The 16,096-nt window shown below is 62.0% G+C and carries 11 protein-coding genes and 4 pseudogenes; 9 read left to right on the forward strand and 6 right to left on the reverse strand.

Features of this window, described 5'->3' with window-relative positions; all coding sequences use genetic code 11:
- Positions 1 to 3: 3 nt before the first annotated feature.
- The 6 genes and pseudogenes from ligD to ACOCMH_RS12945 form a co-directional block, all read right to left on the reverse strand.
- Positions 4 to 2,535 carry a DNA ligase D gene (ligD, locus tag ACOCMH_RS12920; protein ID WP_427308600.1) on the reverse strand — a complete coding sequence of 844 codons (2,532 nt, stop codon included), beginning with the start codon at positions 2,533 to 2,535 and terminating at the stop codon, positions 4 to 6.
- Positions 2,536 to 2,602: 67 nt separating this feature from the next.
- On the reverse strand, positions 2,603 to 2,824 hold the full coding sequence (locus ACOCMH_RS12925) for a DUF2188 domain-containing protein (protein ID WP_427308602.1): 222 nt from the start codon (positions 2,822 to 2,824) through the stop codon (positions 2,603 to 2,605).
- A gap of 527 nt (positions 2,825 to 3,351) precedes the next feature.
- Positions 3,352 to 4,338, reverse strand: a complete 987-nt coding sequence (locus tag ACOCMH_RS12930; RefSeq protein WP_427308604.1) for an acetoacetate decarboxylase (ADC) — start codon at positions 4,336 to 4,338, stop codon at positions 3,352 to 3,354.
- A 170-nt stretch (positions 4,339 to 4,508) separates the two neighbouring features.
- The gene (locus ACOCMH_RS12935) at positions 4,509 to 5,324 is read right to left on the reverse strand and encodes a type 1 glutamine amidotransferase domain-containing protein (protein ID WP_427308606.1); all 816 of its coding nucleotides are present in this window, start codon (positions 5,322 to 5,324) and stop codon (positions 4,509 to 4,511) included.
- A 54-nt stretch (positions 5,325 to 5,378) separates the two neighbouring features.
- On the reverse strand, positions 5,379 to 6,614 hold the full coding sequence (locus tag ACOCMH_RS12940) for an NADH:flavin oxidoreductase/NADH oxidase family protein (RefSeq protein ID WP_427308608.1): 1,236 nt from the start codon (positions 6,612 to 6,614) through the stop codon (positions 5,379 to 5,381).
- 319 nt (positions 6,615 to 6,933) lie between these two features.
- Positions 6,934 to 7,768: pseudogene (locus ACOCMH_RS12945) on the reverse strand (alpha/beta fold hydrolase).
- A gap of 212 nt (positions 7,769 to 7,980) precedes the next feature.
- Between ACOCMH_RS12945 and ACOCMH_RS12950 the strand changes: the two are divergent.
- The 9 genes and pseudogenes from ACOCMH_RS12950 to ACOCMH_RS12990 all read left to right on the forward strand — a co-directional run bounded on the left by ACOCMH_RS12950 (position 7,981) and on the right by ACOCMH_RS12990 (position 16,056).
- Positions 7,981 to 8,433, forward strand: coding sequence for a MerR family transcriptional regulator (locus tag ACOCMH_RS12950; RefSeq protein ID WP_427308610.1), 453 nt, complete (start codon positions 7,981 to 7,983; stop codon positions 8,431 to 8,433).
- A gap of 369 nt (positions 8,434 to 8,802) precedes the next feature.
- Positions 8,803 to 10,045, forward strand: a pseudogene (locus tag ACOCMH_RS12955) (saccharopine dehydrogenase family protein).
- Between the two features lie 80 nt (positions 10,046 to 10,125).
- Positions 10,126 to 11,192: pseudogene (locus tag ACOCMH_RS12960) on the forward strand (phosphotransferase family protein).
- 2 nt (positions 11,193 to 11,194) lie between these two features.
- A pseudogene (locus ACOCMH_RS12965) lies at positions 11,195 to 11,386 on the forward strand (histidine phosphatase family protein); the annotation flags it as partial.
- A gap of 76 nt (positions 11,387 to 11,462) precedes the next feature.
- On the forward strand, positions 11,463 to 11,783 hold the full coding sequence (locus ACOCMH_RS12970) for a histidine phosphatase family protein (protein ID WP_427308612.1): 321 nt from the start codon (positions 11,463 to 11,465) through the stop codon (positions 11,781 to 11,783).
- Between the two features lie 125 nt (positions 11,784 to 11,908).
- Positions 11,909 to 12,661 (forward strand): SDR family oxidoreductase, encoded by a 753-nt coding sequence (locus tag ACOCMH_RS12975; RefSeq protein ID WP_427308614.1) that lies wholly within the window; start codon positions 11,909 to 11,911, stop codon positions 12,659 to 12,661.
- Positions 12,662 to 12,719: 58 nt separating this feature from the next.
- Positions 12,720 to 13,202: a MerR family transcriptional regulator gene (locus ACOCMH_RS12980; RefSeq protein ID WP_427308616.1), complete on the forward strand. Its 483-nt coding sequence runs from the start codon at positions 12,720 to 12,722 to the stop codon at positions 13,200 to 13,202.
- A gap of 92 nt (positions 13,203 to 13,294) precedes the next feature.
- Positions 13,295 to 13,762, forward strand: coding sequence for a (2Fe-2S)-binding protein (locus tag ACOCMH_RS12985; protein WP_427308618.1), 468 nt, complete (start codon positions 13,295 to 13,297; stop codon positions 13,760 to 13,762).
- Positions 13,759 to 16,056 carry a molybdopterin cofactor-binding domain-containing protein gene (locus ACOCMH_RS12990; RefSeq protein WP_427309211.1) on the forward strand — a complete coding sequence of 766 codons (2,298 nt, stop codon included), beginning with the start codon at positions 13,759 to 13,761 and terminating at the stop codon, positions 16,054 to 16,056. Before ACOCMH_RS12985 ends, ACOCMH_RS12990 begins: the two co-directional genes overlap by 4 nt.
- Positions 16,057 to 16,096: the final 40 nt, after the last annotated feature.

Consider the following 16,096-nt stretch of genomic DNA (forward strand, 5'->3'; position numbering starts at 1 on the left):
AATTCAGCTTAACTGTTCGATTGCCTGCGTCAAAGTTTGGCGTGTTTGCCAGTACGATTGCCATGGATCCGCCACTTGGAAGCTGAGGTGCTCACGCGCGTCGCGGATTGTCCATTGCGCGCCACTTTTGAGCTTCGGAAGTTGCTCCCACGACACCGGCATCGAGACCCCCAAGCCCGGCCGGGCCCGCGCGGAGAAAGCGGCCGCCGTGGTCTGCGAGAAGCCGTTGCGCAGGTAGTCGACAAAAATGAGCCCTTTGCGATTGGCGGCGCCCGAGCGTGCGGTGAAGCGCTGCGGCAGGATGGCGGCCAGATGTTTGACCGCGGCCCGGGAGAACGCTTTCACTTCGTCGTAGGAGCGCCGCGGCGCGAGCGGAACGACGACATGGAGCCCTTTGCCGCCGCTTGTCTTCAGCCAGCACTGGAGGCCCAGTTCGGCCAGCAGCGTGCGCACCAGCATCGCAGCCTCCAATATGGTTTCCCAGGCCACGCCTTCGCCCGGATCGAGGTCGAAGATGACGCGGTCGGGGCGGTCGATGTGCCGGGTGGTGGAATTCCAGGTATGGAACTCCACCACATTCATCTGCGCGGCCGCGACGATGGCCTCTGGCGTGTCCGCCGTCAGCAATGCCGCGTGGCCGGGCCACAGGGAAGCGGGACGCTCGGTCAGCCCCGGCATCGCTGTCTCCGCATGCTTCTGGAAGAACGTCGCGGCGTCGATGCCGTCGGGTGCGCGGACCAGCGAGAGCGGGCGCTCAACCAGGTGCGGCAGCATCGCGCTGGCGACGCTTTCGTAGTAGCGCACCAGTTCGACCTTGGTGATCCCTCTGGATTGGTCGATGACCCGGTCCGGATTGGTGACCTTGATCGTCGAGATGCCTTGCGGGGTCACCGCAGTCTGCACCGCTTCACGGCGAATCGATTTTGCGGCATGGTCGGTGCGCAACCCCTTGAACGACGCGTGGCGGATTTGCCCGTCTGGCGTCCACTCGGAAAACTCGACTTCCGCGACCAGCTTCGGCTTGACCCATTGCACCGCAGCGGGCCGCCGGCCACCCCATCGCCTGCTGGCACGCGCCTCGGTGGAGAAGGGGTTGTGGTCGATTGCCAGCGCAGCCAGGCGCTGGGGCAGTGTCGCCGCGGTTGCGCTGTCCCAGCCAGTGCCAACGCCGCCGGTATAGACCAGGTCGTCATCGGCGTAGACGCCGAGATAGAGCCTGCCCACCTCGGCGACCGCGCCTTCGCGAACGGAGAAGCCGCCGATGACGAATTCCTGGCGCAGCTTGCACTTGGCCTTCAGCCAGGTCTGGGTGCGAGCGGAAACATAGGGAGCGTCGCCACGCTTGAACATCAAGCCCTCGAGGCCGAGCTTGCACGCCGCCTGGAACATGTCGGCGGGTGGCGCGTCGAACGCCTCGCTGAAGCGCACGCGCTCGGAACGGTCGGCAACCAGCGTGGCTAGCCTGGCCCTGCGCTGCACCAGCGGCAGGCTGCGCAGGTCGCGGCCCTCCCAATAGGGCAAGTCGAATGCGAAGTAGACGATAGCGTCGTGGCGATCCCCGTCGATGGCGTTCTGCAACGCGTTGAAATCCGGCATGCCATCGCGCAGGACGACGATCTCGCCATCGAGCCATCCTTGCGAGATGTCGAGCTTCTCGATCTCCGACGCCAGCGAACTCAGCTTGTGGGTCCAGTCGTGGCCATTGCGGGTGAACAGCGCGGCCCTCGCATCGTCGATCCGCGCCAGGATGCGATAGCCGTCGAACTTCGTTTCGATGATCCAGTTGCTGCCAGACGGCAGGATGGAGGAGAGGGTGGCCAGCTGTGGCGCGAGCTTCGCCGGCAGGCGCACGCGCGGCGCGCGTCGGACTGCCGAGTCAGGGTCTCCCTCCATGACCGGACCCGTGTCCTCGTCCGGCGGACTCAGTGGCTTCGCGATAACGCTGTCCGGAAGCGCTGCCAGCACATCGAACTCTGACAACGGGCGTGCCCAAGCGTCGCGTTTCTTGAACAGAATCCACTGCTCCGATTTGTCGCCCGGTTTGGCGATGCGCACCAGTTCCCAGCGCCCCATAAGCTTCTGACCATTGAGGTCGAACAGCAGCTTGCCCGCGGCCATGCCGTCGCGCGGATCGCCCACGGGCGTCCAGGTACCGCGATCCCACACAATGACCGCCCCTGCGCCATATTGTTTCGGCGGTATTTCGCCTTCGAAATCGGCATAGTCCAGCGGGTGGTCTTCGACATGGACGGCGATGCGTTTCTCGGCGGGGTCGTAACTGGGACCTTTCGGTACCGCCCAGCTGAGCAGCACGCCATCGAGTTCAAGGCGGAAATCGTAGTGCAAGCGCCGGGCCCAGTGTTTCTGGACCACGAAGTTCAGCGGCCGCGCCTGCCCGCTGCGGCCCTTCGTTCGTCCTGTCGGCTCAGGCGTAACGCCGAAGTCTCGCTTTCTGTTGTAGCGGTCGAGCGGCGCATCGGGCTCGACGGTGACGCGCTTGGTCCTGGGCTTGCCTCCGGTGGTGCGGACAGCCATGGCCGTGACCCGATGTCGCTGGCGCGCGCCAACTCGAAAAGCGAGAGGGGGCCGCGGGCGGCTGACACTATCCTCGGATGTTGCGAGGGTCGTGGCCGAATGAATTGCGCTCGCGTATTTGCCCGTCGCGGCCATGAATCAGCAGTTCAACCTTCTGCTGCCTGGCTGCTTCGGTGCCGGCGGCGATGGCGTCCTCCCGGGATGTGAAAAGCTGTCGGCCACCGCCACCCTCAGTTTCGATCGCCCAGCTGGTGTCTACGGGTACTACATGGATGTTCTTTCCGGGCATGACAGACTCCTGAAGTCCATGGCGCCAGCATCCGCCCCCGCGGCATTGGATGGTATCGGTTGCCGTCTGACAAGGATGTCGCCTGTGTGCTTCATGCGCCATGTGGCAATGGGTGGCAGCGTACCACCTCACGCGTTGTCCGCGCTTACGTAGGCATGCCGTGATGGTCTCCGACACATGCGGGGCCGTGCGTCGTCGAGTCGAAGACAGTTTGTGGGCACACCGGCCCATCGCCAGACCGACCGTCCCTGAACGACCCTTCTCAGCCATCCCAAGTCCTTCGATGATCTGGCGGCTTCTTGGCATAGAACCGCCATTGGGGACTCGCTGACGGCTCGTCAAAGTCATATCAGGACGCGTTGCACATCCCGATCTAGCCGTCCATGCGAGCTTCGCCCGCTCGTCTGCAAGTGCCACGCGCCAAGTCGGGAAAATCTGTGGGGGACTGCCTCGGAAAGGATAAAAGGCGGTAGCCCCCAGACATGCCTGTGTGGGGCTACCGGCGTCGACGCGACGACAAGAAGGGATCACAGCGGCTTGGGGGAGTAGAGCGCGCTTTGGAATTCGGGCACGTACTCGTACTTGACCATCTTGCCAAGGTTCAGGGACTTGATGAACGTTGATAGACTTCCTTCAGTCAGACTGAGGCTTACCGCCTCCGCACTTGTGCTGGAGGTATGACTGAGCTGACGGGAAGTTGCATAGGCCGTGGTCAATTGCCCTTGCTGATCGACATTGGTAAAGCTATTGGTCACCATGGAGATCTTGCTCGAAAGGTTGGCCAGCTTCCTGGTTTCCATGGTGACATCGACTTTGCCCGTCTGACTGTCAAAGATCTCGACGACAACCGACTTGTCGGTCTCGCGGTAGTTAATGCCCGTCAGCCATTTCGGCAGGTTGTAGCCAACCACACCACGCACCCTGGCGAGCTCGGTATTAACCGGAAGCTTCAGTACGTAGCCCCAGAAGTCGTTCGACATCGCCTGACTCATCAAGGTGAGCGGTCCAAAACTGGAGCTGCCCGGCCGATTCGTGATGACGGAGAGACCAATCTCGTTGTAGCTGTCGTTGTCGCAATAGTCATAGGCGTAGGCAGTGAGTGCGACAAGGCCTCTGCCCGGCCAGACCTGGAGCGGTTGAACCTTCTCCAGGACTTGGGCAGGCATCAATTCCCGAAGCTTGTTCAAGTCCGCGGTGAAGATGACTGTCACCCTGCTGTTCTTGTAGTAGAAGTTTGGCGAATAGGATTCAAAGCCAATATCCACCTTCTCCTTCTTGAGCCCCTTGAACCAACTCAAGTCAACGTCCGGAGCTTCAGATGCAATGACGGAAAGGGGAGGGTTGGAGCGATAGCGGTCATACAGCCCGCCTTTAACCACAGGGACGTCATGGCCGGCGATGCCGATTGTTGTGCTTTCGGTTTGCCTGGTTTCCGATGTGCCATCGGCCCATGCAGGATTCAAGAGGAAACTCATGATTACCCCTGCTGTAGCTGCAAGATTGCTGATTTTCATTTTGACGATACTTTGGGTGCTTAAGTTGAGAAAGGTCCGGTTCGGGAGTGATTGATGCCGTGAAGCATCCTAAGCTCCAACGTACCTTGAAGGTCCAGCGCTTGGCCTGCATTTCTGGCCTCACATGGCGGCGACGCGCCGGGGGGATGGATACGGGCCGAAGGCAGGACCTACCTGGCTGCAGACTCGGCCTTCGGTTGCAGTAGCGACAGCACCTGCCTTGCTACAGCTTCGCTCGACTGAGGGTTCTGCCCCGTGACAAGACGTCCATCGGTGACGACATAGGAGGTGAAGGGCAGGAGCGCCTTCTCGTACTTCGCACCAGCGTCCACCATGGCGTCCTGCAGATAGAACGGAACTTGATCCCGGGTGCCCGACAAGCGCTCCTCGAAATCGGAGAAGCCCGTGACGCGTCGACCGCTGATGAGCGGCTTGCCATCCGCTCGCTGAAGTTGAATCAGTGCTGCGTTGCCGTGGCAGACCGCTGACACGATGCCTCCCTGCTGGTAGATCGCCTCCGCCACGCGCTTGAGGTCCGGGGCGTCACGGAAATCCCACATCGTTCCATGGCCACCGGTGAAGTAAATGGCGCTGTAGGCCCTCGGGTCAACGTCAGTGGCCGGCTTCGTGTGATTGAGTCGATCCATGAAGGCCGGGTCGCGCAAGTGGGAGCGGGCGGCATCATCAAGATAGAGCCTCCCCAGGCTTCGCTCATCAAGCGGACTAATTCCACCCTTCGGGCTGACGATGTCCATGGCGACCCCGGCTACCTGGAGCACGTCCCAGAAATGCGTCAATTCCGTCAGCCACAGCCCGGACTTGTCCTGGCGACTCGGGTAGTCCGCATGATTGGTGACGACAACCAGCACGCGCGCACCTTGTGCGGCAACTTCCTGTGAACCAGGGGCCTGTGCTTGCCCCAGCAGGGGAAGCATAAGCACGGATGTCATCACGAGGGTGAGCAAGTTCTTCAGCAGTGCGTTCATGGATGCATGGGGTCCGAAAGGTCTCGACATCAGCTTGCAGCATTGTCTGGCCGGTCAGGCATGGACGCGCTGAGCCACCCAGCGCCGGTATTGGCGGACGCGGCATGCGTTGGACACCTGCTGCAGGATCAGCGCGCGCAGCGGTGACACCCTGGGATCCGTGGCCTTGCCTCGGCTGAGCTGGCGCAGTTGAAACTTGACTGCCGCCATGTTGGCCAATGAGGCCAGCGGCTTGTTCTTCCAACTGATCGGCAGCAACGCAGGCGCACTGTCTTTGCCAGCACGCCAGTCGCGCGGCAGATTGGGGTCGATGGCCAGGGCAGTACCGATGCCAACCATGTCCACGCCGCTCCTGACCACTTGCTCGGCCACCGGCCGACGGCGGATGCCGCCTGTGACCATCACTGGCATCTTCGCCACCGCGCGGATGTCGCGGGCGAACTCGACAAAGTAGGCCTCGCGGGCGAGCGCGCTGCCGTCGCGGGCTTCACCCTGCATGGCGGGAGCCTCATAGCTCCCTCCCGACAACTCGACCAGGTCGACGGCAAGCTCGTTGAGCTTATTCACAACCTGGCGGGCCTCATCCGCGGTGAAGCCGCCACGCTGGAAGTCGGCAGAGTTCAGCTTGACGGCAACTGCGAATCCGGGCGAAACCACGGCGCGTACGGCCTTGACGATCTCAAAGAGCAGGCGAGCGCGGTTCTCCAGCGGGCCACCCCACGCATCTGTTCTTTGGTTGCTCAACGGCGAGAGGAATTGGCTCAGCAGGTAGCCGTGTGCCGCGTGAATTTCGACGCCTGTGAAGCCTGCCTGTTCCCCCAGTTGTGCCGTACGGGCAAAGCGCTGGATCACGTCCTCGATGACCTCCTGCGTCATCACCTGCGGCGTGTTGAAATGCCTGGACATGTTGCCCAGGTTCATCGACACAGCAGAAGGAGCCCAGGTGGGCTGCCCCAGATTGGCAGGCATCTGCCGGCCGGGATGGTTGATCTGCAGCCAGAACTGCGCCCCCTTGGATCGGCCGACCCGTGCCCAGCGCCTGAACCGGTCCAGGTGCCTGGCGTCTTCCAGCACGACGCCGCCGGGCCCCGTCATGGCACGGCTGTCGACCATCACATTGCCGGTCATCAGCAGGCCGGCACCCCCCTCTGCCCAGGCCTTGTACAGCCGCATCAGCGCTTCGGAGGGCGCGTGGTCGGCGTCCGCCATGTTCTCTTCCATGGCGGCTTTGGCGATGCGGTTCGGAACGGTTGAGCCGTTGCGAAGGATCAACTTGTCGAACACGTTCATGGGGGTCACCTCGTTTTGATCGTGGTTCGACTTTAAGGTTAAAGTCAACTTTAATGTCAATACCTTTTTTGAGGTGATGTATGAGCGTCGCGGGACACGGCTGTGAGGACCGGACGCCGAGCAGCGGCCGTGCGGCTATTTCAGGCTGAGGCTCCCGCTTCGCAATGACGGGAACCCCCAAATGAAAAAGCCCGCCACAAAACTCGTGGCGAGCAGAATTGCGTTTTCTCCACTGCAGCGCGGTCGAGCGTCCGGAAATGCTTCGCGAAGGGGGAAGCAGCCAGGTGCCAGAAGGCTATGCTTCTGGCACCCGTGGCTGTCAGCCGCGCACGAACGCCAGCAGATCGGCATTGATGGCTTCGGCGTTAGAAGTGGGCATTCCGTGCGGGAAACCCGGATAGGTCTTCAGGGTGCCGTTCCTGAGCAGCTTCGCCGACAGCGGGCCAGAATCTGCATAAGGGACGATCTGATCGTCGTCGCCGTGCATCACCAGAACGGGAATCGTGGCGCTCTTCAGGTCTTCGGTGAAGTCGGTCTGCGAGAAGGCAACGATGCCGTCATGGTGGGCCTTGGCGCTGCCCACCCATCATTCCCTGCCGCCACCAATTCCAGATGACGCCTTCCGACGGCTTTGCGTTGGGGCGGTTATAGCCGTAGAAGGGGCCCGCGGGAATGTCGTAATAGAATTGCGCACGGTTCGCCGCGAGCTGTGCCTGGAGGTTGTCGAACACTTCCTTGGGCAGGCCGCCTGGGTTCTTCTCGGTCTTCACCATGATCGGCGGAACCGCGCTGATGAGTACTGCCTTGGAGACGCGGTCCTCCCCATGGCGGGCGACGTAGTGGATGACTTCGCCGCCGCCTGTGGAATGGCCGACATGGACAGCCTTCTGCACGCCGAGGTGGTTCACGACCGCGGCCACATCATCCGCATAATGGTCCATGTCATGGCCGTCCCAGACCTGACTGGATCGCCCGTGACCACGGCGATCATGTGCGACGACCCGATAGCCTTGCGCTAGAAAGAAGAGCATCTGGGCATCCCAGTCGTCAGCGCTGAGCGGCCAACCGTGATGAAAAAAAATCACCTGTGCATCACGTGGCCCCCAATCTTTGTAGAAGATCTCAACGCCATCCTTTGTTGTCACGTATCCCATTTTCGCTTCTCCTGTGTAGTGCATAAGCCTTCAATCGGCGATGTGCGCGCTGATATTTGCTGCGCGGAGGTCCTGCTCCTTTCCAGATCGGTAGATGAGGGGAGGAAATGTGGCCGGGGACGCCGCGCTAGCCAGTTCGGCCTGCCTTGCCGGGCCAAGATTCACTGTAGGATTAAAGTGAACCTTAATGTCAATGCTTTCTTAGGTGCCGTATGAGAATTGGAGAACTGGCTAAGCTCAGCGGTCTGACGGCCTCCCGCATTCGCTTCTACGAGGCAGCCGGATTGATCCTGGCGGTCGAGCGCCAGGCGAATGGCTATCGCGACTACCCGCCGGAGGCGGTATGGATTCTGGAAATCATCGCCAGCGCGCAGAGTGCGGGGTTCTCGCTCGATCAGATCCGCCATCTGCTACCCCTCGGTTCGGGGAACTGGCAGCATGATGAGTTACTGGATGCCCTCAAGCGGAAAGTCGCCGAAATCGAGGACATGCAAAAGCGCCTCAAACAAAACAAGGCCCATCTGCTCGCCACCATCAGGAACATCGAAAACCGGCCTGCGGATATGCCCTGCTCTGACAGGACGAAGTGGGTGCTGGACCGCCTCCGCGAAGAAGGCGCCGTCGTGCCGGCCCGGGGTAAGACCCGTCGCCCTGCAGCGAGCTGACTCCGGAACTTACTGGTAAGGCCAGAAACTGCCGGCGAACGCGTCTCTCAATGTGTCGGAACGTCTGTTTTTTGGTTCCGATCCCATCAATACCCCCGTTGGGATTCAGAAGGTGATCGGAATGAGTCCAACCTGAACTATCCGCACTGGATGCTTGACCTTCAAGTTGAGTTTAACCTTAAAGTGCTGGCTGCCGGCTGAATCGGCTTGCCTTGGGCGCTGCCTCAGGCACGCATACAGGGTCAATCATCGAGAAAGCTCAATGAATATGGATAGGCGGTGTGCACAAATCGAATTCGGACCGCTGGAAGGTGAGCCGGAAGGCTTGACTTCCAGCCCCTCGGCTATCAGCGCCGCAAGGGAACGTCCATGACCGCACCAGACTATGACGTCGTCGTCTTTGGCGCCACCAGCTTTGTTGGTCAGATCGTGACGCGGTACCTGGCCGAATACCTCTCGGGTCAGGCCGAAACCATGCGCTGGGCCATTGCGGGCCGATCCGAAGCGAAGCTCGAGGACGTCAGGCGCTCGCTGGGCGCGGCGGGGCAATCCCTGCCCATCATCGTGGCGGACGCTGCTAACGAAGCCCAGTTGCGAGCCCTGTGCGCGCAGACCCGGGTGGTGGTGTCCACTGTCGGCCCCTACGCGCTGTATGGCGAACCGCTGATCAAGGTGTGCGCTGCAAGTGGCACGGACTACTGCGACCTCACCGGCGAGACCCAGTGGATCAAGCGGATGATCGAGAAATATGAGGCCACGGCCCAGCAGTCGGGGGCGCGCATTGTGCATTGCTGCGGCTTCGATTCGGTGCCCTCCGACATGGGCGTCTATTTTTTGCAGCGACAGGCGATGCGGAATTTGGGTGCCCCGGCCGCCCATGTCAAGATGCGTGTCAAGACACTCAAGGGTGGCGCTTCAGGCGGCACGGTGACCAGCATGATCAACGTGGTCAAGGAGGCCGCTGCCGATCCTTCCTTGCGCAAGGAGCTGGCCAACCCCTATGCACTTTGCCCCAGGGGCCACGGTTTTACGGCACGCCAGCACTACGTGAGAGCCGCCGAGTTCGATACTGACTTCGATGCCTGGATAGCCCCCTTCGTCATGGCGGCGATCAATGAGCGCGTGGTTCACCGTTCCAACGCCTTGTCTGGCAAGGCCTATGGCAACCCGTTCACGTATGACGAAGCGATGCTGACGGGGGGGGTTCAAAGGCCGCTTGACTGCACTGACGATCGTGGCGGGTCTCGGTGCGTTCATGGTGGGCGCCGTCATCAGCCCCATACGCGGCGTGATGGAGCGCTTCTTGTTGCCCAAGCCCGGTGAAGGGCCCAGCCCTGCGGCACAGTTGGCCGGTCACTACGATCTGCGCCTCCTGGGTCGAACCGAAGGGGGGCACACCTTACGTGTGAAAGTCACTGGTGATCGCGATCCGGGTTATGGCTCCACCAGCAAGATACTTGTCCAGGCGGCGGCCAGTCTGGCACTGGACCACGTTAAGAACGGTATCAAGATCGGGCGCGGTGGCGGCTTCTGGACACCGGCGACGATATTCGACGAGCGCTTTATCGACCGACTGGCGCGCCATGCTGGTTTGCGCTTCGAGGTGATATAACGAAGCACCTGACAGGCGCGCTCATTCCGCCTGCAAGCCAGGATGGCGCTGGCCAAACGCTGAAATCGGGAAGCCAAAGCATGACCGTAACAGATCAAGCCGGAGCGGTTCGTCCGGGAGAAGAGTTCGACATAGCGGCAGTAGATCGATGGCTTAAAGCACAGGACCGCAGCCTCTCGGGGCAGCCGACTATCACGCAGTACTCCGGCGGTGCTTCCAATTGGACCTACCGGCTGGAATACCGCAACCGCGATCTTATCCTTCGGCGTCCGCCAGCAGGCACCAAGGCGGCGGGTGCGCACGACATGGCACGCGAATACTACATTCAGAAGAATCTGAAGCCGGTATACCCGATGGTGCCCAACACGGTCGCCCTGTGCCAGGACCCTTCAGTGATTGGGTGCGACTTCTATGTCATGGAGCGTATTGCAGGAATCATCCCCGCGCGAACCTGTCCCGTGATCTCGATTTCACGGCGCCGCGTGTGCGCGAACTGTGCCTGAACGTGCTGGACCAGCTCATCGCTCTGCACCAGACGGATTACCAGGCGGCTGGTCTGGATTCACTGGGTAAGGGAGCAGGCTACTGCAAGCGTCAGGTCGATGGCTGGGACGCCCGCTACGAGAAGAGTCTTACCTGGAACGTGCCACGCTTTCGCAGCGTGCGCGCGTGGCTGCGGGCAAACACCCCCGAGGACAGCCGAACCTGCATCATCCATAACGACTGGCGCTTCGACAACGTCGTCCTGTCCATTCAGGAACCCACGCAGGTGATCGGTGTGCTGGATTGGGAGCTTGCCACGCTGGGCGATCCTCTGATGGACCTTGGCACCATGCTGGCCTATTGGGTGCAAGCCGATGACAACTTCATGATGCGGGCGGCGCGACGTCAACCGACGCACTTGCCGGGCATGCTGAGCCGAACAGAAGTCGTCGACTACTACTTCGGCAAGACTGGCCTCAAGGCCGACAACTGGGCCTTTTACGAGGTCTTCGGACTCTTCCGGCTGGCAGTCATCATTCAGCAGATCTACTACCGCTATCACCACAAGCAAACGAAGAATCCGGCATTCAGGCATTTCTGGCTGATGGTATATGCGCTCCATCGACGCTGTCGGCGTCTGATCCGGCGAAGCGGGAGGGCTTAACCATGACTCGCGTCATTCTCGTACGCCACGGTCAGGCCTCATTCGGGGCGACAGACTATGACTGTCTCTCCGACAAGGGGCACGAGCAGGCGGCGCACCTCGGCAAGGTACTGCGCGAGCGCGGCGAAACTATTGATGCTCTCTGGTGCGGAAGGCTTCAGCGCCATCGGCAAACGGCAAAGGGATTGATCCAGGGTGCCAACCGCGACCTTGAGCCGCACTGTCTCGCAGGTTTTGATGAATTCGACCACCAACAGGTGATTGTCCGCTATGAGCCTCGCTACAACTGTGGTAATGATGAGAGAGCTCGCCACCGCGGAGAATCCACGCGATGCATTCTTCGGTATGTTCAGTGCGGCACTGGCGCACTGGTACGGTGGCACTGCGGATGGGGACTATGACGAGCCCTGGCGCCAGTTCCAGGCGCGCTGCCAGGCTGCACTGGAGCAGGTGCTGAAGCTGGCCAGGCCGGATGAGACGCATCTGGTAGTCACATCGTGTGGGGTGATCGCGGTGATTGTCCAGGCCTTGCTTGGCCTTGGCGATGCAGCCGCGATGCAGGTCAACTGGCACTGGCCAATGCCAGCATGACGTCATTGCAGGTGAGCAGCCAGCGTAAGCGCAGGCTCATGACCTTTAACGAGTACTCACACTTTCACGGCGATCGCAGTCATCTGCTGACCTGGCGCTGAATGATCGGGCAAGACGAGATCGAAATGACAAATCAATCCAAGACCGTCCTGATTACCGGGGCCAGCTCAGGACTAGGCGCTGGAATGGCGCGGGAATTCGCTGCACGCGGCTACAACCTTGCGCTGTGTGCGCGGCGTACCGAACGTCTGCAGGAGCTGAAGGGCGAGCTATGCGGAGCATTCGGCGTGCGAGTCGAGGTCAGTGCCCTTGATGTCAATGATCACGAAAAGGTTTTCGCCACATTTGGCGAGTTTGTGCAGATGTTTGGCCGGCTGGGTCGGATTATTGTCAATGCCGGCATTGGCGAAGGACGGCGCATTGGTACCGGCCATTTTGCCACCAACCTGCGCACCGCCGAGACAAACTTCGTAGCAGCCCTTGCCCAATGCGAAGCGGCTGTGGAGATCTTCCGAAGCCAGAACGGCGGTCATCTGGTGGTTATCTCGTCCATGAGCGCGAAACGCGGCCTGCCCAGGCACCTGACCGCCTATGCAGCAAGCAGGGCAGCAGTGGCCCATCTGGCGGAAGGCATTCGCGCCGAACTACTGAACTCACCGATAAAGGTCAGCACCCTCTTCCCCGGCTATATCCGTACGGAACTCAACGCAGCAGCGAAGAAGTTGCCGTTTGAAGTTCCGGAGGACCTCGGCTGCCAATACATGGTCAGAGCTATCGAGCGCGAGCCAGATGAGGCTTGTGTTCCTGGCTGGCCGTGGGCATTTGTGGGCGTGCTGATGCAAGCCCTGCCGCTAGGTTGGGTAGCGCGTTTTAACTGACATATAGAGCCAGAGATTCTTGAGGGCAATTTCAAGCTGGTTGAGGAGTTTGGCGAGCATGAAGATCGGGGAACTGGCGGAGCGCACTGGCCTTGCCCCGTCGCGCATCCGCTTCTATGAAGGCATCGGACTGTTGAAGGTCGAGCGTCAGCGGAACGGCTACCGGACCTATGCACCTCAGGCGGCGCTGGTGCTCGACCTGATCGCGACTGCGCAGCAGGCCGGTTTTAGTCTCGACGAGATCCGCACGCTGCTTCCGCCCGACCTGGCGCAGTGGAAGCATGGCTCATTGATTGAAACGCTCCGCAGCAAGGTGCAGGACATCGAATCGCTGGAGGTGCGGCTTGCGCAGAGCAAGGCGCACCTCGTTGCACTCCTGGCGGAGATCGAGGCGAAACCTGAGGAAATTGACTGCGCCACCAATGCGAGGAGGGTGTTGTCGCGGATACGATCAGGGGACTTGGAAGGCCCAGCCCTGGGGACCGGCGATGTCACTACCCTTCGCAAGGCAAGCCGGCGCCGGTCGGTCAGGACTGGCTAACGGACCGTCGATGGTCTGTGCACAGCGCCGCCAAAGCGCTTGGCATGCGCGACAAGCCAGCATGAACTTCAGTAAGGGCAAGGAGATAACACATGAATCTTGACGTAAACCACCAGCCGGTCAGCGTCGAATGCGACCCGGCCACCCCCTTGCTGTGGGTGCTGCGGGACCACCTGAACCTGACAGGCACGAAGTTCGGCTGCGGCGTCGCGGCATGCGGCGCGTGTACCGTGCATCTTGATGGCGCGGCGGTGCGGTCCTGCGTCCTGCCCGTGGCGGCGGTGTCCGGCAAGCGCATCACCACGATCGAAGGGCTGGGCAACGCGCCGGGCAAGCGCCACGCGCTGCAGCAGGCCTGGATTGACGAACAAGTGCCGCAATGCGGCTACTGCCAGTCGGGCATGCTGATGGCGGCGGCGGACCTCCTGGCCCGGCAGCCAGACCCTAGTGATTCCGACATCGACGCGGCCATCACCAACCTGTGCCGCTGCGGCACATATCCGCGCGTGCGCACCGCCATCAAGCGTGCCGCGAAGGCGCTGCGGGAGCGCCGCGCATGAACGCCAACGCAATGACCCCGAGCCGCGGACGGCGCCGATTCCTGCTGGGGGCGCTCGGCCTTGGCGGCGCGCTGGTGGTGGGCTGGGGCGTGATGCCCCCGCGCAGCCGGCTTGGCGGTCCCGCGGTATTCCCTGAAAAGTCCGGCCAGATTGCCCTGAACGGCTGGATCAAGATCACGCCGGAAGGCAACGTCATCCTCGCCATGCCGCGGGTGGAGATGGGACAGGGCATCCACACCGCGCTGTCGATGCTGGCCGCCGAGGAACTCGATATGCCGCTGACGCGGGTGAGCATCGAGTCGTCACCAATCCAGCGAATCTATGGCAATGTCGTTACCATGGGCGACAGCTCGCTGCCGCTGCATCCGGACGATGCCGACAAGACCTGGGCGCGCGCACTGCACTGGATCATGGCCAAGAGCGCGCGAGAGATCGGTCTCATCATCACCGGCGCCAGCAGCAGCTTGGCCGACGGCTGGCAGCCAGTGCGTGAGGCCGCCGCGACCGCGCGCGCCACCTTGGTGGAAGCTGCTGCACGCGAATGGGGCGTGCAGGCGGCACAGGTGACGGTGCGGGAAGGTCAGCTCATTGGCCCGGGCGGCAAGCAGATGCCTTTCTCCGCGGTCGCGCGGAAGGCGCGCGACGTTGCGCCGCCATCGAGCGTCACGCTCAAACCGGCTGCGCAATATCAACTGATTGGCAAGCCTGCACCGCGCAATGACATCGCCGCCAAGACGGATGGCAGCGCACGCTTTGCCATCGATGCGCGGCCGCCCGGCATGTTGTATGCGGCGGTCGTCATGTGTCCGGTGATTGGAGGCAAGTTCAAGACCTTCCAGTCGAAGGCGGCGCTTGCCATGCCCGGCGTGCGGTATGTCGTGCCGTTCGAGGGATCGACGGGTGGCGCACCGGGCGTGGCCGTGGTGGCAGACCACTACTGGCAGGCACGCCAGGCCCTGGAAAAGCTCGAACCGCTCTGGGACAACGGGCCGCATGCCTCGCTCGATTCCGCGGACATCCGGCAGCAGCTCGTCGGCGCGCTCGACAGCGACAAGGGCGGTATCACGTACCGTTCGATGGGCGATGGCCTGAAGGCCTTTGACAAGACGGGTGGCGCAACCATCGTCGAGGCCGAATACAGTGTGCCGTACCTGGCGCATGCCGCCATGGAGCCCATCAACTGCACGGCGCAGGTGACCAGGGATGGCGTGCAGCTCTGCGCGCCCACCCAGGTGGCCACGCTGGCGCAACTGGTCGCCGCGCGCGCCGCAGGTGTGAGCCGGGACCAGGTGCAGATCGACATCCCGCTCATTGGCGGCGGATTCGGACGGCGGCTGGAGTCGGATTTCATCGGCCAGGCCGTGTCGATCGCCACCAAGACCGAGGGCCGCCCGGTACAGGTTATCTGGGCGCGCGAGGATGATATCCGCCACGACTTCTATCGCCCGCAGGCAATCGCACGCCTGAAGGCTCGCGTCGAGAATGGCAAGGTGACGGCCATCGCCTCGCGCAGCGCCGGGCAGTCGATCCTGGCCGGCGAGCTGGAGCGCCTGTTCGGCGCGCCGTCGCTCGGTATCGACCGCTATGCAGCCGAAGGCCTGTTCGACCTGCCGTATGAGATCGAACACGAGCATATTGCGCACCTGGTGGTCGATTTGCCGGTGCCGATCGGATTCTGGCGCAGCGTCGGCCATTCCTACACGGGGTTCTTCCTGGAAGGCTTCCTGAACGACGTGGCGGCCGCTGCCAGTCTCGACCCGCTGGCGATGCGGCGGGACTTGCTCAAGGCGCATCCGCGTGAACTGAAGGTGCTCGACACCGCAGCGCAGGCGGCAGCCTGGAACCGGCCGCTGGCACCCGCCGCGGACGGCGCACCGCGTGCGCGCGGGCTGGCGCTGCACAACTCGTTCGGCTCGATGGTGGCACAGGTGGCAGAGGTGTCGCTTAAGGACGGAAAGCCGCGCGTGCATCGCGTCATCTGCGCCGTGGACTGCGGCACGGTGGTCAATCCGGATATCGTTGCGCAGCAGATGGAAAGCGGAATCATCTTCGGGCTGACCGCGGCGCTGTACAGCCAGATTCAGATCAAGGACGGGCGGATCGTGCAGACCAACTTCCCTGACTATCCGATGATGAAGATGGCGCAGACGCCGGTAATCGAAACCCACCTCGTGCCCAGCACGGCCGAGCCCAGCGGCGTCGGTGAAATTGCCGTGCCGCCGATCGCGCCGGCCGTAGCACATGCCGTCGCCCAGCTTACCGGCAAGCCGGTGCGGCAACTGCCAATGGTGTAAGTCAGCAGGCTCCCGCCAGAGTCCGCTTACCGACCTGCTT

The organism is Cupriavidus sp. H39 (assembly GCF_050271075.1).
In the GTDB taxonomy this organism is placed as follows: domain Bacteria; phylum Pseudomonadota; class Gammaproteobacteria; order Burkholderiales; family Burkholderiaceae; genus Cupriavidus; species Cupriavidus necator_B.

Bases quoted from the DNA above. Each gene is read 5' to 3' on its own strand.
- ACOCMH_RS12930 (WP_427308604.1), bottom strand. From the start codon at position 4,338: ATGAAAATCAGCAATCTTGCAGCTACAGCAGGGGTAATCATGAGTTTC.
- ACOCMH_RS12970 (WP_427308612.1), top strand. From the start codon at position 11,463: ATGAGCCTCGCTACAACTGTGGTAATGATGAGAGAGCTCGCCACCGCG.
- ligD (WP_427308600.1), bottom strand. From the start codon at position 2,535: ATGGCTGTCCGCACCACCGGAGGCAAGCCCAGGACCAAGCGCGTCACC.
- ACOCMH_RS12980 (WP_427308616.1), top strand. From the start codon at position 12,720: ATGAAGATCGGGGAACTGGCGGAGCGCACTGGCCTTGCCCCGTCGCGC.
- ACOCMH_RS12935 (WP_427308606.1), bottom strand. From the start codon at position 5,324: ATGAACGCACTGCTGAAGAACTTGCTCACCCTCGTGATGACATCCGTG.
- ACOCMH_RS12940 (WP_427308608.1), bottom strand. From the start codon at position 6,614: ATGAACGTGTTCGACAAGTTGATCCTTCGCAACGGCTCAACCGTTCCG.
- ACOCMH_RS12950 (WP_427308610.1), top strand. From the start codon at position 7,981: ATGAGAATTGGAGAACTGGCTAAGCTCAGCGGTCTGACGGCCTCCCGC.
- ACOCMH_RS12925 (WP_427308602.1), bottom strand. From the start codon at position 2,824: ATGCCCGGAAAGAACATCCATGTAGTACCCGTAGACACCAGCTGGGCG.
- ACOCMH_RS12990 (WP_427309211.1), top strand. From the start codon at position 13,759: ATGAACGCCAACGCAATGACCCCGAGCCGCGGACGGCGCCGATTCCTG.
- ACOCMH_RS12985 (WP_427308618.1), top strand. From the start codon at position 13,295: ATGAATCTTGACGTAAACCACCAGCCGGTCAGCGTCGAATGCGACCCG.
- ACOCMH_RS12975 (WP_427308614.1), top strand. From the start codon at position 11,909: ATGACAAATCAATCCAAGACCGTCCTGATTACCGGGGCCAGCTCAGGA.